Origin of the sequence: Gottfriedia acidiceleris, from assembly GCF_050457485.1 — a bacterium.
GTDB lineage: Bacteria > Bacillota > Bacilli > Bacillales > Bacillaceae_G > Gottfriedia > Gottfriedia acidiceleris_D.
This window is the reverse complement of the sequence record NZ_JBCMJM010000008.1, coordinates 340605-364825: the sequence shown is the minus strand read 5'-3', so window position 1 is coordinate 364825 and position 24221 is coordinate 340605. Positions and strand designations below refer to the sequence as shown.

Annotated in this window: 20 protein-coding genes and 1 pseudogene; 16 read left to right on the top strand and 5 right to left on the bottom strand. The window is 31.8% G+C overall.

The features are described 5' to 3' along the window. The first annotated feature begins 115 nt into the window (after positions 1-115). The 6 genes from ABEY15_RS10445 to ABEY15_RS10420 all read left to right on the top strand — a co-directional run bounded on the left by ABEY15_RS10445 (position 116) and on the right by ABEY15_RS10420 (position 10490). A complete protein-coding gene (locus ABEY15_RS10445) occupies positions 116-583 on the top strand; it encodes a DUF3291 domain-containing protein (protein ID WP_429890006.1) in 468 nt (155 codons plus the stop codon). Between the two features lie 141 nt (positions 584-724). Next, entirely contained in the window at positions 725-2116 is a 1392-nt protein-coding gene (locus tag ABEY15_RS10440) for an L-cystine transporter (RefSeq protein WP_429890004.1), read from the top strand. Between the two features lie 254 nt (positions 2117-2370). Next, positions 2371-2598: a hypothetical protein gene (locus ABEY15_RS10435; RefSeq protein WP_429890003.1), complete on the top strand. Its 228-nt coding sequence runs from the start codon at positions 2371-2373 to the stop codon at positions 2596-2598. 365 nt (positions 2599-2963) lie between these two features. After that, complete coding sequence (locus ABEY15_RS10430) at positions 2964-7019, top strand: S8 family serine peptidase (RefSeq protein WP_429890002.1); 4056 nt, start codon at positions 2964-2966, stop codon at positions 7017-7019. Positions 7020-7589: 570 nt separating this feature from the next. Continuing rightward, positions 7590-8858, top strand: coding sequence for a penicillin binding protein PBP4B (gene pbp4b / locus ABEY15_RS10425; RefSeq protein ID WP_429890073.1), 1269 nt, complete (start codon positions 7590-7592; stop codon positions 8856-8858). Between the two features lie 651 nt (positions 8859-9509). Next, on the top strand, positions 9510-10490 hold the full coding sequence (locus ABEY15_RS10420) for a cation diffusion facilitator family transporter (RefSeq protein WP_429890000.1): 981 nt from the start codon (positions 9510-9512) through the stop codon (positions 10488-10490). Positions 10491-10618: 128 nt separating this feature from the next. Here the strand turns inward: ABEY15_RS10420 and ABEY15_RS10415 are convergent, their stop codons facing one another. From ABEY15_RS10415 to ABEY15_RS10400, 4 genes are all read right to left on the bottom strand, one after another. Then, the gene (locus ABEY15_RS10415; RefSeq protein ID WP_429889999.1) at positions 10619-10816 is read right to left on the bottom strand and encodes a hypothetical protein; all 198 of its coding nucleotides are present in this window, start codon (positions 10814-10816) and stop codon (positions 10619-10621) included. A 244-nt stretch (positions 10817-11060) separates the two neighbouring features. Next, entirely contained in the window at positions 11061-11393 is a 333-nt protein-coding gene (locus ABEY15_RS10410; protein ID WP_429889998.1) for a hypothetical protein, read from the bottom strand. Positions 11394-11405: 12 nt separating this feature from the next. Next, complete coding sequence (locus ABEY15_RS10405) at positions 11406-11603, bottom strand: matrixin family metalloprotease (protein ID WP_429890072.1); 198 nt, start codon at positions 11601-11603, stop codon at positions 11406-11408. 9 nt (positions 11604-11612) lie between these two features. Beyond that, on the bottom strand, positions 11613-11984 hold the full coding sequence (locus ABEY15_RS10400) for a hypothetical protein (protein ID WP_429889996.1): 372 nt from the start codon (positions 11982-11984) through the stop codon (positions 11613-11615). A gap of 496 nt (positions 11985-12480) precedes the next feature. Here ABEY15_RS10400 and ftsZ point away from each other — a divergent pair. The 3 genes and pseudogenes from ftsZ to ABEY15_RS10385 all read left to right on the top strand — a co-directional run. Beyond that, a pseudogene (gene ftsZ, locus ABEY15_RS10395) lies at positions 12481-13545 on the top strand (cell division protein FtsZ); the annotation flags it as partial. A 1163-nt stretch (positions 13546-14708) separates the two neighbouring features. After that, positions 14709-15230 (top strand): sigma-70 family RNA polymerase sigma factor, encoded by a 522-nt coding sequence (locus ABEY15_RS10390; RefSeq protein ID WP_429889995.1) that lies wholly within the window; start codon positions 14709-14711, stop codon positions 15228-15230. Further along, complete coding sequence (locus tag ABEY15_RS10385; RefSeq protein ID WP_429889993.1) at positions 15223-16536, top strand: DUF4179 domain-containing protein; 1314 nt, start codon at positions 15223-15225, stop codon at positions 16534-16536. The genes ABEY15_RS10390 and ABEY15_RS10385 overlap by 8 nt, the downstream gene beginning before the upstream one ends. A gap of 85 nt (positions 16537-16621) precedes the next feature. Here the strand turns inward: ABEY15_RS10385 and ABEY15_RS10380 are convergent, their stop codons facing one another. Further along, positions 16622-17560, bottom strand: coding sequence for a patatin-like phospholipase family protein (locus ABEY15_RS10380; protein ID WP_429889992.1), 939 nt, complete (start codon positions 17558-17560; stop codon positions 16622-16624). 313 nt (positions 17561-17873) lie between these two features. On the opposite strand from ABEY15_RS10380, the gene ABEY15_RS10375 reads away from it, so the two are divergent. The 7 genes from ABEY15_RS10375 (at position 17874) to uraH (ending at position 23803) form a co-directional block, all read left to right on the top strand. After that, complete coding sequence (locus ABEY15_RS10375; protein ID WP_429889991.1) at positions 17874-18074, top strand: small, acid-soluble spore protein, alpha/beta type; 201 nt, start codon at positions 17874-17876, stop codon at positions 18072-18074. Positions 18075-18384: 310 nt separating this feature from the next. Next, complete coding sequence (locus ABEY15_RS10370; RefSeq protein ID WP_429889990.1) at positions 18385-18816, top strand: AbrB/MazE/SpoVT family DNA-binding domain-containing protein; 432 nt, start codon at positions 18385-18387, stop codon at positions 18814-18816. Between the two features lie 636 nt (positions 18817-19452). Then, entirely contained in the window at positions 19453-20409 is a 957-nt protein-coding gene (locus tag ABEY15_RS10365) for a hypothetical protein (protein ID WP_429889989.1), read from the top strand. A 286-nt stretch (positions 20410-20695) separates the two neighbouring features. Then, positions 20696-21439: an AlbA family DNA-binding domain-containing protein gene (locus ABEY15_RS10360; RefSeq protein WP_429889988.1), complete on the top strand. Its 744-nt coding sequence runs from the start codon at positions 20696-20698 to the stop codon at positions 21437-21439. 511 nt (positions 21440-21950) lie between these two features. After that, complete coding sequence (gene uraD, locus ABEY15_RS10355) at positions 21951-22466, top strand: 2-oxo-4-hydroxy-4-carboxy-5-ureidoimidazoline decarboxylase (RefSeq protein WP_429889986.1); 516 nt, start codon at positions 21951-21953, stop codon at positions 22464-22466. Positions 22467-22479: 13 nt separating this feature from the next. After that, positions 22480-23427 (top strand): factor-independent urate hydroxylase, encoded by a 948-nt coding sequence (gene pucL, locus ABEY15_RS10350; protein WP_429889985.1) that lies wholly within the window; start codon positions 22480-22482, stop codon positions 23425-23427. Between the two features lie 19 nt (positions 23428-23446). After that, positions 23447-23803 (top strand): hydroxyisourate hydrolase, encoded by a 357-nt coding sequence (gene uraH, locus ABEY15_RS10345; RefSeq protein ID WP_429889984.1) that lies wholly within the window; start codon positions 23447-23449, stop codon positions 23801-23803. The last annotated feature ends 418 nt before the right edge of the window (positions 23804-24221 follow it).

The following is a 24221-nucleotide window of genomic DNA, read 5'->3' as shown; positions in this document are numbered from 1 at the left end:
TATGACTTAATCCAATTCTCTACAAAATATAAAAATATTGAAAAAAAGAATTAGTTATGAAATAAAAGCTTACTTGAATATAAATTTAATAAAACCTGTCTATGGAGGACTATTTATGGCTTTTGTTGCAATCTATACAGTTGGTAGGCTAAAACACCCATATGACCACTCTGCCTCTCGTCAATTTTTTTCTGTAGGAAATGACGTCTTTCGTCAGGCTACAAAATCAGGACACATGATTGATGCGTTTTCATCTGATGGAATCGCTCTCCCTAAGGAAGCTAGTAAGGGGGACGGTTATCCTATACTTACACTAACGGTATGGAAGAATCTAGAATCCTTATATCGTTTTACGTACTCAGGACACCATAAGCAAGCGTTGAAAGATCGAAGTAAATGGATGGAATCTTATAAAGAGAAACATCTTTCATATGTTGTATGGTGGACCGAGAAACAATGCAATGTTTCGTGGGAAGAGGCCTTTAAAAGATATGACTATTATATTCAAAATGGCCCCACTCCTACTGCTTTTGATTTTAAGCATGCATTTGACGAAAATGGTGAAGCGCTATTAATGAAGTAGTAATAGATTTCTAGATAAATTGTATCTAAATGATAAAAAAGTAGGAATTTTACAAAAATATAACAATTCCTACTTGATTTATAGGAATACTTGTATTAATATTTTCGTAAATTAAATTATTAAAAGAAAAGGGGGAGAAAAATGAATACATTTCTTATCTGCGTAAATGTTGTTATCTTATTAGTACTTATGTATGGCTTGTATTTTATGCAAAAGAAGCATGTATCTTTTTCAAAGCGTGTATTCGCTGGTTTAGGTTTAGGTCTTATTTTTGGTTATATTATTCATCTAATCTATGGAACTGAACATGACGTTACAGTCGGAACAATCGACTGGTTTAGCATCGTTGGTAGCGGTTATGTAAAACTATTACAAATGATAGTTATGCCGCTTGTATTCGTTTCGATTGTCGGAGCGTTTACAAAATTAAAATTAACTAAAAATATTGGTAAAATTAGTGTCCTTGTTATTGGGATTCTACTTGGTACAACAGCTATTTCAGCAGCTATTGGAATTGGATCCGCTTTAGGATTTGGACTTGATGGATTCAAAATATCAGCAGGTGCTGCAGAGACTGCTAGAATTACAGAATTACAAGGACGTGTGCCAACTGTAGAAGCGATGACAATTCCGAAACAAATCCTTGAATTAATTCCAAGTAATCCATTTTTAGATTTAACTGGTGCACGTGCAACATCTACAATTGCAGTTGTAATCTTTGCAGCAATTATTGGAATTGCCTACCTAGGAGTAAAACGTAAAGAGCCTGAAACTGCAGAGTTTTTTGCTAAAATAATTGATACACTTTATACAATAACGATGAGAGTCGTATCGTTAATTCTTCGTTTAACACCTTATGGAATCTTAGCAATCATTACAAAAGTAGCAGCAACAAGTGATTATGATGCAATTGTAAAACTAGGTAAGTTTGTAATAGCGTCTTATGTAGCTTTAATCGTAATGTTTATTGTGCATTTATTATTATTATCATTTGCAAAACTAAGCCCAGTAAGATATGTGAAAAAAGCCTTACCAACTTTATCATTTGCATTTACATCACGTACAAGTGCTGGAACATTACCAATGACAATCAAAACACAAACAAAAGATTTTGGTGTTTCAGAAGGAATTGCAAACTTCGCAGGTTCGTTTGGACTTTCAATCGGTCAAAATGGATGTGCTGGTATCTACCCAGCAATGCTAGCTGTAATGGTAGCTCCATCAGCTGGTGTTGATCCAACAAGTGCATCATTTATTATCTCTCTAATTTTAATCGTAGCAATCAGTTCATTCGGTGTAGCTGGTGTCGGTGGAGGAGCAACATTTGCAGCTCTTATCGTACTATCAGTTATGAATCTTCCAATCGCAATCGTTGGGTTACTAATCTCAGTTGAACCACTAATTGACATGGGCCGTACAGCTCTAAACGTCAGTGGCGCAATGACATCAGGTATCCTAACAAGTAAGGCTACAGGAGAATTCGAAAAAGAAGTTTATCAGCAAGCTAATGTTGTAGATGTTGTAGAAGCATAAATTAATAATTTCATAAAAATAAAAGTCCCTTGTAAAATCAATTTACTTGGGACTTTTTTAGTTTATTTTATTGAGAGTAACTATTTAATAATATAAGGTATTTCAGTGAATTGATATGCCAGGTACTTAGATTATTAGTGAGATTCTCATATTCATATAAAAATTTTAGATTGATAAAGTTTCGCAAAATTTAAATCCTATCAATCCTAGTTAAAATTAAAAAGTACAATATTATTTTATTAGGAGGCTGAAATATGGTTAGAAATTTAGCCATGATAACTTTTTTATTAGTACTTGTGATTATTATATATGGATATTTTACTACTCTTTTTATAAACTTATTGCCATATTTAATTTTTATATTAGGTATATCAATTTTGGTCAATGGTTTAAAAGTAAAAAACAAACCATTAAAGAAAAATTTATTTATTATAGCAGCAAGCGTATTTTTAATCTCATTTATAAGAATCATGCTTAACTAATGAATGTTCTTCTCAGAACTTTGATTTCCTATACATAGGTATTCAGAGTTTTTTTGTTTTCGTTAAAATCATTGGGTACTTCCTTTCGTAACCCTTTTCCATATTAAAAAAAATTTGCAGAAATAAATCGATTAATATATAGGCGGTTGAATGATTTATTCAAAATAACAATCGAATCAACTCTATTTATAATGTAATTGTAATTTTAAGAAAATTTATAATTATTATGGAGTTGATAAGTCTGAGCAAAGCAGTAGTAACGCGTCCCTTTTTAAGGCAATTATTAATATCCTCTAGCCCTCGTGCACCTACATTGTTTATATTGGAGCAATTTGGACTAAATCGAATTCATGGAGGGATATGACGTGAAAAATGTATGGAAAGTGTTAAGTTTAACGGTATTGGCTACATCTTTAATTACAGCGCAAACAGCAAAGGCGGCAAATTTAGGGTTAGTGTCAAAATCTAATGGAAATACTCTCCATCATGTAGAAACTACAGCGAAGATTGATCAATTTTTAAATGAATTAACTTCTGAGCAAAGAAGTGCACTGAAAAATTTATCCTCAACAAGTAAACAAAGACTAAATATATCACCAGAAGCAGACTTGAATAGTTCAAAAGAAATTTCAGTAATTGTCGAATTCAAGCAACAAACAGCAAATACTTCAATTTTGCTAGAACAGCTAAAAGGAAAGTCTTTAACTCACGAAGAAGCGAATAAAAAATTAGAAGCATCTCATGACCAATTTAAAAAAGATTTATCAAAACTAAAGATTAAATATAAAGTAAAAGATACTTTTAAAGAAGCGTTTAATGGCGTTTCATTGACACTACCTGCGAATCAAGTTAAGAGTCTACTTCAATCCGGAGTCGTAAAAAGTGTATTTGAAAATAAAAAAGTTCAGTTAATTGAACCTATTTCTCCTCTTAAAGAAAATGGGACAGCATCGTATAGTGGAAAATCTCCATTAGAAATAATGGGAGTGGACAAGCTTCATAAAAAAGGAATCACTGGAAAAAATGTCAAAATTGGTGTCCTTGATACAGGAATCGATTATAATCATCCAGATCTAAAACATGCTTATAAAGGTGGATACGATTTTGTCGATAATGATAGTGATCCAATGGAAACGACAGTTGATGATTGGGTAAAAGCAGGTAAGCCAGGAGGGACTTCATCTGGTTATGTTACATATCATGGAACGCACGTTTCAGGTATAATCGCTGGTCAAGAGAAAGCAAAATCAAAATATGCGATGGAAGGCGTAGCGCCAGACGCAAAACTTTATGTTTATCGAGTCCTTGGTCCATACAGTACTGGCTCTACTGAAGATATTTTAGCTGGTATTGAGCAATCAGTGAAAGACAAAATGGATGTTATTAATCTATCACTAGGTGCAAATTATAATGATCCATATTCACCATTAGCAATAGGAATTAATAATGCGGTATTGTCTGGCGTTACTTGTATATTAGCTGCTGGTAATGATGGTGGTGCAATGTACACTCTCGGCGCTCCAGCTGCTTCAGCACTTGGAATTACAGTTGGATCTAGTAATCCAGAAGTTGCTGAGTACAATTATATAGGTACATTTACAAGTTCTAGTACTGTAGTAGATTCTGAAATTCATTACGCTACAAATGGCTTTGAAGAAGATCCTAGAAAATTAGAAGGTAAAAGTTTTAATATCGTTGATGTGGGTCTTGGACAAGAATCCGATTTTAATAGTAAAAATGTAAACGGAAAAATTGCGCTAGTTTCAACTGGTATTACTTCATTACAGGATAAAGTAAGATTTGCGAAAAAACACGGTGCAGCTGCTGTATTTATGTATAGTACTTCTAATGGATTCGTTGCTGACAAGCTCCCGATAGCAATTGAAAATACATATGCTTATATTTTGAGTGGGGAACAAGGGAAAGCTTTTAAAGAAATCTTGAAAAGTGAAAAAGCAAAGTATACATTTAAAACAATTCAAAAAAAGGTGCTTTATACGGAAGATTCACTTTCATTTTTTAGCTCCCGTGGTCCTGCGTTAATGACCTATGATATTAAACCAGAGGTAACTGCACCAGGCATGAGTATTATGTCTACAATTCCGCCATATGTTTATGGTGATAAGTATGATGGAATGTATCAATATGGATATGCTCCTCTATCTGGAACTTCTATGGCAACACCAGAAGTAACCGGAGTGGCGGCTCTATTACTTGAGGAAAATCCAAAAACAACTCCTGCTGACATAAAAACGACTTTAATGAATACGGCTGATCACATGAATGGAAATTATAGTGTTTTTGAAATTGGTGCCGGACGTGTAAATGCTCTTAAGGCAATAAATTCGGAAGCATCTTTCCAAGTGCAAGGTAAAACAACTAATATTAATAATAATGAAGAAGTACAGGTAGATGATTTAACAGGAGCATTAAGCTTTGGAAGTCAATATTCAAATGGTGAAGCAGTACAAGATAAAAGGACCATTAACATAAAAAATAATGGTAATAAGGAAAAAGTATTTGAAATTGATATAAACTATCAAACATTAAGAGACTCACTTGATGCACCTGCGAATGGTATATCTCTAAAAACAAATAAATCCTTTGTATTAGTAAAAGGGAAAAGCAAGCAAAATATAGATGCAACGATTGAACTACCAGGATCAGCTAAATATGGTTTGTATGAAGGTTATATTACTTTTACAAATGTATTAAAACCGGACGAAACATATCAAATACCATTTGCTGTACGCAAAGTAAAAGAAGGTATTGAATATTTAAACATAACTCCTGGAATTACAACGGTTAATAACGGAAATCTGGCATATAACAGCTTAGCATCTGCTAATTTCAAATTAAATTCTCACATACGCTCTCTTGATATTTTCTTAGCAGATTCAAATTCTAAGGATTTCGGTTACCTTGGATATTATGATGGGATCGGAATCCCTGAAAATCTGGATCTTAAATTATCTAATTTCTTCGATGGAGATTATTATCCTATAGGTGTAACAACAGAACAGGCTATAGGCATAGAACCTACTCAAGTAAAACCAGGTACTTATAAGGTGAAATTTGTGTTTACAGAAGAAAGCGGAAAACAAATCATTATTGAAAAGCCGATTTCGGTTGATAATTCGAAGCCTGAAATGAAAACTAATTTAGCTGATGGTGTCATTGAAGTAGATCCTAATAATCCGATTGAAATCAAAGGGAATGTAATGGATCAAGGAGTAAAAGAGTTAATTGCGGCAGGTTCCGATCTATCACAAGGAAATAATAAGCTATATTATAAATACAATACGAATTATCCGACTACACAAACCCTTGATGCAGACGGTAATTTTACATTTTATAGAAGTAATATACCTAGTAGTTTAAATGTATTGCCAATTGAATTATATGCAATGGATTATATAGGAAATAAAACAAATTCTTTGCAATATTATTTTGTCAAAAAAGGAACCCCTTACGTGACAAGTATTGCAAATAAGAAAGAAGTATCTCAAGGTGAAATACTTACATTTGATGTAAATGCTATGAATCAAGGCGTATTTAAAAATGCGGAATTAGAATTTAAGTACGACCCAAATGTGCTTATCTTCACGGATATCTCACTAGTTGAAAACATGAAAAATCATTTTGATATAACTGTGACAAATGAAAACGGCACAATTAAAGTCAACTTACAGGCGAAAGATACATCTTGGAGTCCAGAAAATGTTTTATCAATGATGAAGCTAATCGCAACAGTGAAAAATGATAAATACTTTAACGACTATACGAAACTCACTTTATCTAAAGCAAACTTTACAAACTTATCAGATGTGAAATCAGCTAGTGGGCGGGTAGATCCGTCAGTTAAAATTAATACTATGAATTCTCAAGTCATAGGGACAATAAATGGGGAAGCAGTCTATAAAGTCGCGGTTACTGGACCTGTCAAGCTTTTTGATTACTCCAAAATGGGTGCTTCTGTAAAAGTTGTTAATGAGAACGGTAAGGAGTATGTTGGAAAAGTACTGGATACTCCTAATTTTCAAGTGGATTCATTACCATCTGGTGAGTCATTAATGTTAGTGCTAGATATACCAGGACATTTCACATTACAAAAGTCCTTCTATATAGGGTTAGATGGTAATATTGGTGAAAAGAAATTTATTGATAAAAAACTAGTGAGCGCTGGTGATGTAAATAAAGACAATGTGATCGATATACTAGATGCAATCTATCTACAAGAGCATTGGGGATCAAATGACCGCAAAGGAGATATTAACTTTGACGGTAAAATTGATATGACTGACATGAATTATATAAAACAAAACTTCCTTAAGGAAAATCCTACAGTGCCTCATCAAAACAAACCGAAATCAACTGAGAATGGGAAAACATTACAAAGTATTATTGATAATCTAAATTAATATAATCATGGTATAAACGAGTCCTGAGAAGTAGTCATTATTAGGACTCGTTTTTTTGATAATGACCTTAGACATTGAAAGGTTTATAAGAACTTTATCGATTAAAACTAAATAAAATTGAAGAGTAAGTGAGCAAAATAGTTGGAATGGATTAAAAAAAATGTATATCAAATAGGTTCAAATATATACTAGTGAAAGACTTAATATATCTACACCATACTTTTGAAACTATTTTTTTGAGAATCTCATTTAGTTAACTAGTACTTTAGAATCTCATATTCCAACTGTAAAATAATCAGACTTTACAAACTATGAATCTCGAATTTATACTACTAGTAGTTGGAATTTTCTTTCAATTAAGAGTGAGAAAATGTTGAATTTTATTTTCAGAGATTTTACATGTGGAAGTTTGGATAATTCATTTAATGGGAGGAGAGATTTAAATTGACTCGAATGACTCGTAGTATTGTAACGTCAACTCTATCGCTTGCTTTGGTTACTACAACAGGTTCTGTCAGCTATGCTCAAACAAATGTAGAGAAAACCTCAATCCAGGCAGAGGTGAATGGAATGAAACAAATCAAACATAGTGATAACTTTCCCGTGTTGAGCAAAGTAAAACGTCCTGAGGAGGTTGGATTTTCATCAGAGAAATTAAAACAAGTAGATGAATTGATCCAGCAGGATGTAAACAATGGTTTTCCGGGTGCAGTTCTAATGATTATTAAAGATGGAAAAATTGTAAAAAACACTGCTTATGGGTACTCGAAAAAATACGATGGGCTATCACCATTGAAACATCCTCAGAAAATGAAGACTAATACAATGTTTGATTTGGCATCAAACACTAAAATGTATGCAGTTAACTTCGCTTTGCAACATCTTGTTAGTACCGGGAAAATAGACTTGAATTCAACTGTACAATCATACTTTCCAAATTTTAAAGACAAATCAACTGATTTGATTAAAGGGAAAGATACCCTACGCTTAATTGATATTTTACACCACACTGCTGGTTTTCCAGCTGATCCGCAATATCACAATCCTACTGTAGCAGGTTCCTTGTATACACAAGACCGTAACGAAACATTTGAGAAAATTGCTGAAACACCTTTAGAATACGTACCTGGTACGAAAAACATTTATAGTGACGTCGATTATATGATCCTCGGATTTATCATTGAGAAAATAACTGGCCAAAGACTAGACGACTATGTAGAAAATACGATTTATAAGCCATTAGGTCTAAAACACACAATGTTTAACCCTTTGCAAAAAGGATTCAAACCGAAAGATTTCGCGGCAACCGAGTTAATGGGGAATTCACGTGACGGTATCATTTCTTTTCCAAACATTCGTACATACACAATACAGGGAGAAGTGCATGATGAGAAGGCCTACTACTCAATGGGTGGCGTATCTGGTCATGCGGGGCTGTTCTCTACGACAAGCGATTTAGCGGTTCTATTGCAAGTAATGTTAAATGGTGGTGGATATGGCAAAGTAAAACTATTTGATCAAAAGACGATTGATCAGTTTTCAGCACCTTCCGATTTAAATCCAACATATGGCTTAGGGTGGAGAAGAAATGGCTCCCCAAGTATGTCCTCTACGTTTGGGTTGTATGCAAGTCCAAATGCGATTGGACATACAGGCTGGGTAGGCACTCTGACCATTATAGATCCAGATAATAATTTAGGGATTGTCTTATTGACAAATAAAAAACATTCACCTGTAATTGATCCACTAATAAATCCGAACAAATTTGTAGGTGATGACTTTGCTACGGGACAATATAAAGCCGTGGCGACTGCTGTGTATGAAGCATTGATTAAATAATTGTTCCTGAACTAGGAAAGAGAAAAATCTTCTAGATTGAATGATTTTTCTCTTTTTTATTATGAACTGATGAGGAATAGATTTGAACATTTATCTATGTAGAAAAGAGGTTAAAAATGAATTTGAACTAATACGTTTCATTAATTGCATATAAATTACTAAAAGCTGTCTTTTAAGAAAGCTTTTTTGGTTCAAGAGCTAATTAAGTCTGACAATAGAATGTCAGTTAGGGGATGTGATGGTAGATGTTGATTTTGTTACTTACGATACCTATCATTTTATTAGGATTATTGTGTTTATGGGTTTCCATTTTCACTAAAAAAAGGCTTTTAAATAAGATATTCTATTTGTTAATAGGATTAACATTGGTAATTATCGCGATTTATCTATTGGATTTCTATTTGTTTTTTCGTCTATAGAGGAACCTTCGTTTTGTTAAAGAAAATTCCTCAAATAATTTTAGCCGAACAGAAATATTTTTGTTGAAGATACAAAAGAATAATGAGAACCTATGGTAATATTAAATTACATATCTTTCCAAATAAGTAAAAAATGAACTATTGTTAGTTCGAATTTAATGAACTTTCCTGATCAGCTAATAAAAAATATAAAAATACATAATATAAAAATATTAGTGAAGAGGAGTATAGAATGAAGGAATTTTTACAGCTTTTAAAAAAGGGTAATAAATCTGCTTTATTAGCAGCTATTGTTAATGCTGTAATAGCAATTATAAAAGGAATAGGCTTTGGTATGACTGGAAGTGTTGCACTGTTTGCTGAGATGATGCATAGTGCTGCCGATACTGCAAACCAACTTTTTGTATTTAGTGGTTCAGCATTAAGTAAAAAGGCACCAACAGATCGGTTTCCAAACGGATTTGGTCGACTTGTAAATTTAGTTTTGCTAGGAGCAGTATTAATAGTAGGAATAATGGCGTATGAAACGATTGTTGAAGGAATCCATCATATCGTACATCCAACCGAATCTTCAGGTTTATTTATTACTCTGGCTATATTAGGAGTCTCGGTAATACTTGAATCAATTGTACTTTACAAAGCAATGAAAGAAATTAGTCATGAATTAGGAATAACAACAAGTGGTTTTGGAGTGGTTACAGAGGCAATTTCTAATTTAGGAAAAGCGAAACCAGCTACAAAATTAGTTTTCTTAGAAGATACAGTAGCAACTTTAGGTGGATTATTAGCAATGCTTGCAGTAATCATTGCTTATTTTACACCATTTCATCAAGCGGAAGGTATTGCTTCCGTCATCATCGGTATCTTGATGTTCCTTGTTGTTGGAAAAGTATTTCTTGATAATGCAGCAGGTGTAATTGGAGAATCCGATGAAGAAATGGAAGATAAGATTGGTGAAATCGTAATGGAAGATCCAGATGTCAAAGATATTCAAGCTCTTACGGTTGTCAAAGAGGGGGAAGATTTACATGTTGAATTAGAAATTGAACTAGACCCTAATTTAACAGTAGCTCAAGCCGATGACATAAAAGACCGATTAGAAGAAAAAATTATGAAAGAAAAAGGTGTAACAGACGTAATTATTGAATTAGACGAAGATGATGGAATTCAAAATTGGACTGAAGATAATAAAACGGAATTAATTGAAAAATAGTAAAATTTGAACGACAAATATTTTTTTGTCGTTTCTTTTTAATTTGGAGAGTTTTGTTAACTACCGTATTTTAAGTGGAAAGGACTTGGTTATTTCAAGTCCTTTTAATATTATGAAAAAATATAAAATTAGCTTTCTAGTTGATCATTTAGTTCTGTAACAGCATTATTTATTTTCAATTCCGTTCCTTCTTCTTCTATCGTTACATTTTTAGGCATACCACGTTTATATTTCTTCGTCTTAGCTTCTTGAGTAAATCTGCCCTTGTATGCCCCTCTGATTCCATATAACTTAGACTCCGTATTTATGGCATCATGATCATCCACCAAAAAAGCGACCATATTTTGTCCAGGTTTAGAATTGGGGATACCTTCTATCGATACTTCTAGTTTTTCCTGTAATTCTGATTTAGATATATTTTCGAATTTTTTATCTAGTCCGAAGTCTTTTTTAGAGATTATTCCTCCATATTCTAAAATCGATATTGTTTTTCCCTTTAATTTTTTGTCTCCTAATATAACATGTTTGATTTTAAAAGTTAGTTTAGTATATGGTCTTCCGATTCCATAGTTATTTTTTTATGACATACGGTTCGGAGGATTTTACAGTACCCTTTACGACTAAATCGGAATCTTTCATTAAGTCCTCAACTCTATCAAAGTTACCAAAAAGAGATGCACTAGCAACTACGGTTTCTATTTTAGTATTCGATTGGTTATTTAATTGATTGTTTGAAGGATTAAATTTTTTGTCATCGGAACTTTTTTTAAAGTTTTTATTTTCTTCCATTATATTTGCCGTATTGTTTTGTTTATTTGGTTTTTGATTATTAATATAATAGTAAACTAGCGAACTAAAGGATAAAATAACTAAAACACTAAATATAATTATATTTTTTTTCAATTCAATTCCTCCTTATTTATAAATGAAATTGATACCTTTAAATTGATCATCTAATGGGATGTTAGTAGATGACTGGTTCCCACTTGGATGCATTAAATTTCCATAAACTTTTGTGTGATTTAAGCCAAATGCATGTCCTAGTTCATGGGCATGAACAAGTCTTTTTTGCCAATCTGTTAATTTATTATAAGTTCCAGTTTGTAAATCTATATATGCCCATTACCAATCACTTTTAGAAGCGTCAACGTTTTTCTTTCCATACATAAAATATGTCATTCCAGCCGTTCCATCGTCCTTTGTAGTAATCTTATATACATCTATAACAGAAGATGATTTAGTAGTTGTTTTTCTAAAAGAAATAGGTGTAGTAATAGTGCCATAAATCCATTTATTCATAGCATCTTTAAATTTTTGCTTTTCTGAACCTAATGAACTATCTAGAAAATAATATTGTCTGTTTTGTCCATAATGACCTACTCCATTAACTAGTTTGTGGCCATAAGTATTATAGGCATAAGACGTTTTGATCGGGATAGAGAAACTTGTTAATATACAAACTATAACAATTAAACTTGTAAATAATTTTTTCATTCTCTCTCCTTTATAAATTTATTTTTAAAATAGATGTGGAATTAATTCCTTATACATGTATATATTACCAATTTATACTTGTTACATCGTGCGAATAAGTGTATTGTTTGTGAATGTTTTAACAAAATATATTGTGTAGTGTTTGTTTTCTCACAAATCAATAGATTCTTAAAGGATTCAATCAAAAAGGAAAGAATTATATTAATTGTACAAACTTTTTAATGAAAGTTTGTTACGAAGTTAATAGAGATATTACATTAAGATGTTAAAATACATGTTTTAGTTAAAGGTATATTAAGGAAAAATTATCAAAAAGATAACAAGTAGTTTTCTTGTATAGTAGTGTTAGGGGAATTAGGACAATTCTATGTCTTAAAGTGAATTGGATAATTCTAATCTACTAAATCGTACATAAAAAGATAAATCTTAGAATGAAAATGAATGGTTCTTTGAAAAACGTGAAATTATGTAATCGGTATGACGAGGAGGAATGATCATGTTTGAATTTGAAAATATAGAACAGTTTGCAAGAATAAAAGTTATTGGTGTTGGTGGTGGCGGAAATAACGCCGTTAACCGAATGATTGAAGACGGTGTAGAAGGCGTTGAATTTATTGCTTTTAATACAGATGCGCAAGCACTAAAACAATCAAAAGCTGAAATTACAATGCAAATTGGTGCTACGTTGACGCGTGGTTTAGGTGCAGGTGCAAATCCTGAAATTGGAAAAAGAGCTGTTGAAGAAAGTAAGTCGCAAATTGAAGAAGTACTAAAAGGAGCAGACATGGTTTTCGTAACAGCTGGAATGGGTGGCGGAACAGGTACAGGTGCAGCACCTGAAGTTGCGAAAATTGCTCGAAAGCTTGGAGCTTTAACAATTGGAGTAGTAACTCGTCCTTTCAAATTTGAAGGTAAAAAGCGTGCAACAAATGCTGAAGGTGGAATTAAGGAACTTAGAGAAGCGGTTGATACTTTAATTATCATTCCAAACGATCGATTATTGGAGCTAGTTGACAAAAAAACACCGATGCTCGAAGCATTCCGTGAAGCGGATAATGTACTACGACAAGGGGTTCAAGGGATTTCCGACTTAATAGCAGTACCAGGATTAATCAATCTTGACTTTGCTGATGTTAAAACGGTCATGTCTCATAAAGGGACAGCCCTTATGGGAATCGGTATTGCAAAAGGTAAAGATCGCGCTACTATCGCTGCTCAGAAGGCATTAAATTCTCCATTACTTGAAACTTCTATTAATGGAGCTCATGGTGTAATTATGAATATTACAGGTGGACGTAACTTAAGTCTGTTTGAAGTACAAGAAGCTGCAGATATCGTTGCTTCAGCATCTCATGAAGAATTAAATATGATTTTCGGTTCGGTAATCGACGAAAACTTAAAAGATGAAATTATTGTAACGGTAATTGCTACAGGATTTGCGGATAAAGAAGAGAAAATGGTAAGAACTCCTTCTAGACCAATAGAAGAAGCACCTAGCTTATACAATAGAGAGCAACGATTCCAACAAGATCAAAGATATCGTGTAGACCAACAGCAAGATTACGGTCGCTATAATGATCATCAAGACTCTGGTCGATACACAGAACAGCAAAATTATGGACGTTACAATGAACAAAAAGATCATAATCGCTATAATGAGCAACAAGATTATGGGCGTTATAATGAACAAAATGATTATGGCCGATTTAATGAACAGCAAGATTTTAACCGTTACACAGAACGACAAGATCATAATCGTTACACAGAACAACAAGATAATAATCGTTACAAAGAACAACAAGATAATAATCGTTACAAAGAACAACAAGATAATAATCGTTACAAAGAACAACAAGATTACGGACGCTATAATGAACAACAAGAATATGGTCGATACAATGAGAAGGAAGATTCAACTTCATATATTCCGGCTTTCTTACGTAATCGAAAAAACAGAAATAGATAGATTTATAGATGTAGTGAAGGACATGAGTGTAGATACTCATGTCTTTTTATTTTGATTCTTTTAAAAGATTTTATGTCTTATATATAAGCTACTTAAATGCTAATTCAATTCCATTGATCTACAAACGTAAAACCATTCCATTTCATTTCGATTTACTGTTGATTTCAGCCTTATCTTTACTTCTTTTTCTCTTCCAGTCTATAAATATTAATAAAAATGGATCTGTACAAAAAAATAATACCTGTAAGAAAAGAACATACAATTTATACTTATGAAACTCCGGACCAACTATAATCAATACGGTAAACATTATGTAAGTAGTTATAATTAATATTTTTTTTTGCTAATTTTCATAATATTATCCTCCTGTTTCCAATAGGTTGTTGCACCGACAAAAAATATACCGTAGAAGTTAAAAGAGAATTAGTCTTTTTCAAAACTGTCTCTTATTTTTTAGTGAACGTTTACGAAATTATGTTAACATCTAAAAAGGTAGAATTAGCCAATATATATTGTCATTATTGTTAATTTTTTTACACTTTTTAATAGCATATTACTCCTTTTGGAATTTAAGAAAAATCTACAAAACTATTATTTGTATGTTATTTTTGATTTTTAAAAGTTAGCAATCAAAATCCGTAGATGGAAGCTTAATAAAAGATGGATTATGAAATTGATTCAAAAAAATTGAAAATTATTAAAACTTTTTTAGCTCTCAGGAGTCTAATGTATAGAACATCGAGATGGAGGGATTGAGATTGCAGGATCATAGTCTAGTGAAAAGGGCTATCAAAGGAGATGAGCAAGCATTTTTGACAATTATGCATGAGCATAAAATATCATTGTATAAAACTGCATTAGCCTATTTGAAGAATAAAGATGAGGCAATTGAAGCAATTCAAGAAGTAACCTTTAGAGCTTATCAAAACATAAAAACATTGAGAGAACCAAGTTATGTAAAAACATGGCTTATTCGGATTATGATTAATTACTGTCAGGATTATATTAAGGAGAATAATAGAGTAACTTTCGACGATGAATATATTTCACAGCTAGGTACGAACGAAGACTATAACTATATTGAAATAGAAGAAGCAATGTCACAGCTTGATGATACACAGCGACAGCTATTACATTTAAAATATTTTCACGATGTCAAAATCAAAGATATTGCAATTATGTGGAATCGTCCGGAAGGTACAGTAAAGACTTGGTTGAATAAAGCATTGAGGTCATTAAGAGGAATCCTTGAAGAGAAAGGAGAAAAAGGCCGTGTTTGAAAAAGAAGAAAATGAACTAAAAAAGTGGAAAGAAAAATATGAAAACGTCGAGTTACCTATTGATGAAATTGATGAGGCTATACAAATTGGACTTCAAAAAGCTAAAGAAACTAAGTTGGTAACTAATCCTAAACGGAAATCTAAAATCTGTTCTATTGTTGCAGCTGCTATTCTTCTATTGGGATTTCTTACAAGTATTCGTGTATCGCCAACCTTTGCTGATTATTTAACAAATATTCCAGGTATGGAGAAAATCGTTAAGCTTATACGTGACGATAAGGGACTAATATCAGCTGTAGAAAATAAATATGCTCAAGAAATTAATATTTCACAAGAGAAAAGCGGAATTAAGGTAACGATTGATTCAGTAATTGCTGATGAGCAAGGAATAGTGATTTTTTACACGATTGATGCAAAAGAGACACAACATAATTTTACTTTAAAAGAAGTGAGTCTAAAACCAAGTAATGATGAAGAATTGCCAGAACATTCTTCTTCATTTGATCTTCCAGTAGAAGATGAGTTAAATACTTATACTAGTAAGATTGAATATTTTTTTCAGAAAACAAACGAGCAACAAGATTTTTACTTAGATTTAAAGATAAAGAGTAAGGAGGTTTCAGAGCAATTTTCTATTCCATTCTCTTTAAAAAATCTAGAAAAAACAAAGCAAATATACGAACTAAATAAAACAGTAATGATTGAAGGGCAAAAAATAACAATTAAAAAAGTTACAGTTTATCCTCTCCGTGTAGCTGTACAAGTAAAAATGGATTCAAATAATACTCAGAAAATACTAGATTTTACTGATTTTAAACTTCTTGATCAAAATGGCGAAGTATGGTCTAAAATAACAAATGGAACTACTGCCAATATTCTTAGCGATAATGAACGAATTATCTATTTACAGAGTAATTACTTTAAAGATCCAAAAGAGTTATATTTGGTAATTAATAAACTACAGGCAGTCGATAAGGATGAGGACTATATTTTAGTTGATACTGAGAAACAACAAATTCTTAAACAGCCAAAAGGAAATTATTTAACAGACTTAAAAAAAGAAGGATCAGACTTGAAGTTCACCTTAAATACAAAAAAAGAATTTCATTACTCATTGGTTGAATCAATTTTTGATGCGAATGGCAAAGAAGTTGAAACTAGTGGAGAATCAACTGAATATCATGATGGTGGTAAGCAAATAGTAGGAATTACAATTTCTACTAAAGATTACGTTAATCCATTAAAGCTTAAGCTTGCGTTTTATCCTGAATATATTCAAGGGGATGCTAAAATAAGGATTAAATGAGATAACCTAATGGACTGGAAATAGGAAAAACAAAAAAACGTAATCTTTTCTATGAATATATAGAAAAGATTACGTTTTTAAGTTTCTACAGACTATTCACCTTATGACAGTAAGGTTCAGGTGGATAGTTGTGTTTAAACTTTTCAAAATCCCAAGTTCCAAGAAATTTTTTTGCGGCTTGGTATCCATTTGTGAAAAGTGCTTCTTTTTCTTTTTTATTTAAATTGAAATCTGTGCTTGATATATCACCAGTTGGGATTTTTATTGTTCGTTCATTTACTTCTGTTGTTAGATGACGAATGTCGTGTGCTTGTCTCATCGTTATAAATATTGATTTATAAAATGAGATTGGGTTATGAGCATCAAGCGGTTTCGCAATAATTTCTTCATTTATTAAGCGAAAACCAAAAGTCGGCCATTCTTGATGGTCATCGAAAATCCAAATTGGAAAGTTACTTAAAATTCCACCATCAACAATTAATATTGGATAATCATAATTAGGAGTTTTTAGTTTAATTGGTTGAAAGAAAAAGGGGATTGTACCGCTCATTCTAACAGCTTGAGAAATTGTTATATCTTTTACTGATAAGCCGTAATCAGGTAAATCATCAGGTAAAACGACCATTTTACCATTACTAATATCTGAAATAATGATTTTTAATTTTCCTTCTTCTAAATCATCGAAATAACGAATTCCTTTTTTGGATAATAAAGATTCTAACCATTCTTCTTCAAAGTCATTTTTATATAACCCATTTTTAAATAAGATATTTAATCCTAGTCCGATTAAAGGAATAAAGTGCAACCATGTTTTTGTAATAAATTTCTTATAATCTAGATGATTCATAATTTCCTTTAATTCTTTCCCTGAATAGCCACATGCTAGAAGAGCAGCAACAATAGCGCCAGCAGAAGTGCCTGCCAAACGTGCCCATTCATAACCTTCTTCTTCTAAAGCACAAATAGCACCAACATGCCCGATTCCTCGAACTCCTCCTCCTTCAAAGATACCATCTACTTTCATTTTGTTACACCTACCTTTCAGAAAATGGAATTATATCAATATAATATATGGGAGTTCTGTTTAAGTGTGATTAACTACTGATTCAATCATATTTATCAATTAATTTATTTTTTGGGAAATAATCTGACAATCTTTGCAGATAAATTTATATTCTAAATATCTATGGATACTTTATTTGCAATAAAATTTCTGGATGAAACATTCAAAAAGTTACAGAAATATTTATATGATGAATATTTTCAATTCAATATGAAATACTAACAGCAATCTGATAGTTTATATCAGAAAATTTTATTAAAAGGGGCTACATATCATGGCAAACAGATCTTCAAATCAATATGTTTCACCAAATGCTGAATCTGCAATCGATCAGATGAAGTATGAAATTGCAACAGAATTTGGAGTACATTTAGGTCCAGATTCAACGTCTCGTGCAAATGGTTCAGTAGGTGGAGAGATTACAAAACGTTTAGTACAAATGGCTGAACAAAGTCTCGGTGGATATACAAGATAAAAGATTTATTTTGAGAGATGAGTTAATTAAAGGTAATTCGTTACCGATTGATTAACTCATCTCTTTTTGAATCTTTTAAGAAATTTTACATAATTTTACCAAAACAAAAAACTAAAGATTAAATAAATGGAAGTTAACTATAAAAAATCAAGAAAATTATTTTAATTTGTATTAATATTTGTAAAAATGAGTCGATATAAGTAGAGAGAAAATTAAAATAATTTGGTATTATTAAACTAAACTCAATGTAACAATAGAGAGAATTATATTGAGTATATAAAGAGATAGAAATAAATGGGGAGTTGCAAGTATGAAATCAACTGGAATTATTAGAAAACTAGACGATCTTGGAAGAATTGTTCTACCGAAAGAACTAAGAAATACAATGAATTTAGAGAACAATGCTCCTTTTGAGATTCATTTTGAAGAAGGTATGATTATTCTTACAAAATATGATGACAATTCCGGTCTAAGTGGAATTGTCAGAAGACTAGATGACTTAGGAAGAATTGTTTTACCAAAGGAATTAAGAAAAATGTTAAATTTAAATAAATATGAACCATTTGAAGTATTTATTGAGGAACAAAAGATTATCCTTAAACAATTTGTTTCGAGTAATGCTTGTATGATAACAGGAGTTATTGATGAAAAAAATTTCTCGTTTGATAGTGGAAAGATTGTAGTAAGTAAATACGGCGCAGAAATTCTTATTAAGGAATTGCAGGAATACATAGCTAAATAATAAATCTAAAAGTGCTCTTTTTCTTTAGTAGAAGAGCACTTTTATTTTTTGTTTGAATTAAGTTTTAAGGAATAAGAGAGTTTATCCTTTCTAAAGTAATATAAAGAATCTCTTTCAGTGCTTTCAACGATTTACTACAAATTTGTTAAAACCCTCTAAAATACACCAAGATAATAAGACACTACATAGAATGATAATTTCCATTTTTAACATCTCCTTTTTTTGTTCTACTTTTAAGTTCTCTTAGGCTTTAATTGTCCTGAATTTTAAGATTGTATGTTCTGTTTTGTTTGGATGTTTTTATTATACACGAACATCTATTCTAATGTAAGTAGTTTTTTTAGAAAATAGATAGATTTTTTACGAACGTATATTCAAAATAGGTCATTTGTTCGATTATCTAATAATATGATTGGTAAAAAAATAGAACAGCCATTAATCCTGTCTGTTCTATTTTAATGACACTATTAATCTTACAGGGTTTAAAACTTAAGTTTAGGATTTAACAAAATCAAATAATCCTTTAATGCAAAAAAAGTAATGTTTTTTTGTTCTCAATTTCTGTACTGTAAAAGTATGTTTTTTCCAGAAATATGGTAGGATATGGTTATGGAATTGTTAGAAGGAGAAAACGTAATGAGCCTAATAGAGAATCAAAAGTATTTCTTTGAAAAATATAAAATCGATGAACAGGATTTTGAAAAGTACTGTTTAGACTGGTCAAAATATATTGAAATTTATAATGAATACATATCAGAAATACCGAATCTTGAAACTGTAGCTACTTTTATTTCGGAAATACTTCGTAAAAATCCTGAAATTCATACTGTGAAATCAAGAATTAAGTATCCTGATCATTTAATCGAAAAGATTATTCGAAAGACGATAAAAGGCAAAAAATCAGACTCATCATATGAGATCAATGTTTCGAATTATAAATCAGAAATCACAGATCTAATTGGTATAAGAGCATTACATTTATATAAATACCAGGCTGCGGATATAGACAAAACAATTAGACAAAATTGGAATTTACATGAGAAAGCGACTATATACCATCGCTTAGGAGATATGACAAGCGAACAGCATATTGAAGAAGAAAAGTTCCAGTTTTTAGTTCATGATGCCGGATATCGATCTTGGCATTATGTGATTAAGTCGCAAATGACAAAAGTAAATTATTTAGCTGAAATTCAAGTAAGAACGATCTTTGAAGAAGGTTGGAGCGAAATAGATCATCAACTAAGGTATCCCTATGATTTAGATAATGAGATATTAAATGAACAGCTTTTAATCTTAAATAGGCTTTCGGGTGGGGCTGACGAATTGGTCAATTCAATTCTTCATACTAAGATGACTATTTATCAACAAAACGAAGAAAAAGAATTTCGTGATGAAATGATTCAGGAATTATTAAATGAAATTTCTAGTTTGTCAGAGGATGGAAAATTAACTAATGAGGATAAGAAGTCATTAGAAGAGAAAATTAAACAATTAGAAGTTAAGAAGATTAAGGTGAATTATAGTAATCTGTTTAATAATCGATCAGTTGAATATCACTTTAAACGAAGAATGTTTCCTAGCGATTTTTAGATAATTGTTATTAGAGGCCAAGGCAATATGCTTTGGTTTTTTGCACATTAAGAAAGTATAAATTGGCAGCGGGGAAGAAGAATCGACGTGGTTGCCAATTTTAGGAATTAAGTATAAATGCAACTACGCCTCTGACTTCGCCAAAAGGCTCGCCAATCGACGAGTTTTCTTTATATTTTTTACCAAAAAAATTCTACGATATTTAGGTGCCATTTCTTTTTTCCTAACATTAAATGTAATAACAGATCTAGTTTAGATTTTAAAAAATATGAAACTAGGTGGAATTATGGTTAAAAGGCCGATTTATAAACAGGAGTTTCTAAATACATTTAATTATGCAGACAAGAATTTTGATATTGCTTCTCTTAAAAATCTGATTGAACAATCTTTTGGAGAAAATAATGCATTGGATTTTAAGGAAACATTCGTTAGAGAGGATCAAATTGCAAAATTAATAATTGCAATGGCGAATTCTGGTGGAGGATCAATTATTTTTGGAGTAAATGATGATAATCACCCCGTAGGAATCCTCAAAGAAGAGCTAAAAGATCCAACCGATTTTCAAAGAAAATTAAATGGCTATTTACCTTCTATTCTAATTTATCATCTTCAACAAATTGATTACGATGAGAATGAAATGTACGGGTATTTTAGTGGTAAAACCTTCTTCATCATTTATATCCCCGAGCAAAATCGATATATCCCGTTTATTGCTAAAAGAGGCTCCGATAAATTATTTACAGATAAAATTTACATTAGAAAAAATACTTCAAACGAAACCGCCACAAACGATGACTTAGAAATTATTTTTAGAAAAAGGCTCATTGAACAGTATGAGGACTTATCAAATATGAGTCTAAATGAGCATATGGAACAATTAAAGATCCTTTATCGAATCGCTGCAATTAGTGGTGATACAAATAAAAACCAAAAGAGCCATAAAGAAGATTTTAGTGAATTTATTGCCAAAATGATTGAGAAGAAGAAAAGGAAGATTGAGATTGTTTTGGAGGTTAGTAATATTGAGTGAAAGCAACTTTTCTATATTACTAAGAAAAAGAATGAAAAGCAAAAATAATAGGAAGGTAGATAAATTTGAGCGTATTGGTTTATCTTACATTCCTTTTTTTAATTCCTTATTTTTGTATTTTGTAGTACATTTTTTCTAAAAAAAAATTGTAATAGCACCTATAAAAAAGATCATAATTTGTACAAATGATTGTTCGTTTATTTATAGCTTTTTTACTTACCTTTTTTCATAGTTTGTCCCTCAATTTGATAATATTTCAATTGTTTCACTAGAACTGCATGACTAAACTATTAATCATTATATAAATACAAGACTAAAAATTTTACAGAAAACATATATTAGAGAAGGTCTTATCGTTTTATAACTTTGTTTATAAACTCCATAAAACATCTTGATTGTATAAAGACAAAAAATGTGAAGATTCTAGATTACTAAAGTATGAAATCCTAGTAGAACATGTATGAGGTACTTAAGCATTATTATAATGAGTCTGTTGGACTAAAAGAAAGGATTGATTTCTATCCAACAAGTAACACTCGAGAGTCTCAATCAAATGAATAAAGTTACTTTTACTGAAACAGTTGGCTGGGTTTTTGAGCACTCACCTTGGGTGGCTGAGCAAGCGTGGATAAAGAGACCATTTTCTTCTTTAGTTGAACTCCATCAAGATATGATGACTGTAGTAGAGGAATCTTCTATAGGAGCAAAAATCGATTTGTTACGTAAACATCCAGATTTGGCTGCTAGTGTTAAGATGGCTAATGCTTCTATTAAGGAGCAGGCTGAAATTGGATTGAACAGACTTTCGCAAGAAGAGTACGAGGTTTTTTTAGCGCTCAACCGAACATATACACTGAAATTCGGATTTCCTTTTATTATCGCTGTACGTGGTCATAGTAAAGATAGTATCCGAAATGCAATGGTAGAACGAGTCAGATATCCTTATAATCAAGAGCTAGAAGAAGCTTTGCGTCAGGTGTATAAAATTGCACTTTTCCGATTAAGTGATCTAATTAGGAATGCTTGAGGAGGTAATTGTTATGCGCGGAGATAGAATTTTGTATTACGGTAAAGGAGATGTGTATGTTTACCGTACTTACGTAAAACCTCTTACTGGAGTTAAAGTCATTCCAGAGTCTGAATTTAATAGACGTGACAACATCATCTTCGGTATGAATGCTAAAATCGCTCTGAAGGGTGCAGCTTTCTTAACTTCTTTTAGTAAAGGTGACAATAGCCTTGTAATTGCTACAGATTCAATGAAAAACTTTATCCAACATCTTTTGGCACAATATGAAGGTTCTACAATGGAAGGATTTCTTGATTATGTTTGTAAGAGTTTTCTAGAAAAATACTCTCATATAAGCGCAGTCGAAATTACCGGAAATGAGATCCCGTTTGATTCTTCACTTGTTCCTACAGGAAATGGATTAGAAAGTGGTCTTGTTTTCCGACGTTCACGGAATGAATATGCAACAGCTACAATTGAAGTGGCTCGTACAAATAATGGTAATACTGTAGTAAAACATAGTAGCGGTATTAACGATTTGCAATTGATCAAGGTAAGCGGAAATTCTTTCTATGGGTTTATTCGAGACGAGTATACAACATTGCCTGAAGCACATGACCGTCCTTTATTTATCTATCTAAATATTAGTTGGCGATACAATGAAGAATCTGATTTCATTGGAACGGATGGGTCTCGTTATGTAGCAGCAGAACAAGTTAGAGATATAGCACAAACAGTATTTCATGAACTAGATAACCGTTCGATTCAACATTTAGTTTGGGAAATAGGACTTCGAGTTCTACAACGATTCCCTCAATTGGATGAAATTCAGTTTGAGTCTAACAACCGTACTTGGGAAACAGTAGTCCAATTGATTCCAAACTCAAAAGGTTCAGTATTCACAGAACCAAGGCCACCATATGGTTTTCAATGTATAGTTATAACCCGCAAAGACTTAGAAGGAGATGGGACGGTATGAAACGTTCTGATAGATTAAAATGGGAGCTCTAACTACGCATGTTTTGGATACAAGTCGTGGACTGCCAGCAAGTGGAATGAAACTCGAGTTGTGGCGTGTAGAATCAGGAGTCACTCGTATCTTGATACAAACAATGCATACTAATAATAACGGTAGAGTTGAATTTCCTATTATTTCTGGTCAAGATTTTCAATCAGGAGTATATGAATTAGTTTTTTTCGTTGCAAGTTATTTTCGAACGCAAGGAGTAGATCTCGCTGAGCCACCTTTTTTGGATCAGATACCGTTGCGCTTTGGTATAGCAGATACTAATATGCACTACCACGTACCTCTTTTGATTACGCCATGGGGATATAGTACATACCGTGGAAGTTAAATCATTCTGAAAATAATGCTTCTATTGGAGCGCTATTAAGATGTTTATTATAAAATACATTAATTGGAATTTATTTAGGTGAATTGTTAGTGAAACAAGTATAACAAGATAAAAAAGACTTATAAATTTGAGGTTGATGATTAAGGTTTTAGGTTCAGAAAGTGTCAAAAAACTAGATTTGAATGGTAACCACTCTTTCTATGGCGGGTGGTTTTTTATTTTTTGAATAATTGGGTTAATTTCATTCAAAAACGATTAGAAAAATTAGTATGTTTTAATAAAATGCTAGTAAATCAAGACCTCAATAACCCAATTGACCAATAATTGAATTTTCTTTATATTTTGATAATGTAGAGTGCTTTTTTAAGAAGTGGTTTGGATATGAACGATTAATTTCGATTTTAATAGATTCATATGA

What these genes read in the sequence shown, in the direction of transcription:
- ABEY15_RS10440 (WP_429890004.1), top strand. Translation starts at nt 725, where the DNA reads ATGAATACATTTCTTATCTGCGTAAATGTTGTTATCTTATTAGTACTT.
- ABEY15_RS10445 (WP_429890006.1), top strand. Translation starts at nt 116, where the DNA reads ATGGCTTTTGTTGCAATCTATACAGTTGGTAGGCTAAAACACCCATAT.
- ABEY15_RS10380 (WP_429889992.1), bottom strand. Translation starts at nt 17,560, where the DNA reads ATGAAAGTAGATGGTATCTTTGAAGGAGGAGGAGTTCGAGGAATCGGG.
- ABEY15_RS10370 (WP_429889990.1), top strand. Translation starts at nt 18,385, where the DNA reads ATGAAATCAACTGGAATTATTAGAAAACTAGACGATCTTGGAAGAATT.
- ABEY15_RS10365 (WP_429889989.1), top strand. Translation starts at nt 19,453, where the DNA reads ATGAGCCTAATAGAGAATCAAAAGTATTTCTTTGAAAAATATAAAATC.
- ABEY15_RS10400 (WP_429889996.1), bottom strand. Translation starts at nt 11,984, where the DNA reads ATGAAAAAATTATTTACAAGTTTAATTGTTATAGTTTGTATATTAACA.
- uraH (WP_429889984.1), top strand. Translation starts at nt 23,447, where the DNA reads ATGGGAGCTCTAACTACGCATGTTTTGGATACAAGTCGTGGACTGCCA.
- ABEY15_RS10420 (WP_429890000.1), top strand. Translation starts at nt 9,510, where the DNA reads ATGAAGGAATTTTTACAGCTTTTAAAAAAGGGTAATAAATCTGCTTTA.
- pbp4b (WP_429890073.1), top strand. Translation starts at nt 7,590, where the DNA reads ATGAAACAAATCAAACATAGTGATAACTTTCCCGTGTTGAGCAAAGTA.
- pucL (WP_429889985.1), top strand. Translation starts at nt 22,480, where the DNA reads ATGCGCGGAGATAGAATTTTGTATTACGGTAAAGGAGATGTGTATGTT.
- ABEY15_RS10435 (WP_429890003.1), top strand. Translation starts at nt 2,371, where the DNA reads ATGGTTAGAAATTTAGCCATGATAACTTTTTTATTAGTACTTGTGATT.
- ABEY15_RS10375 (WP_429889991.1), top strand. Translation starts at nt 17,874, where the DNA reads ATGGCAAACAGATCTTCAAATCAATATGTTTCACCAAATGCTGAATCT.
- ABEY15_RS10360 (WP_429889988.1), top strand. Translation starts at nt 20,696, where the DNA reads ATGGTTAAAAGGCCGATTTATAAACAGGAGTTTCTAAATACATTTAAT.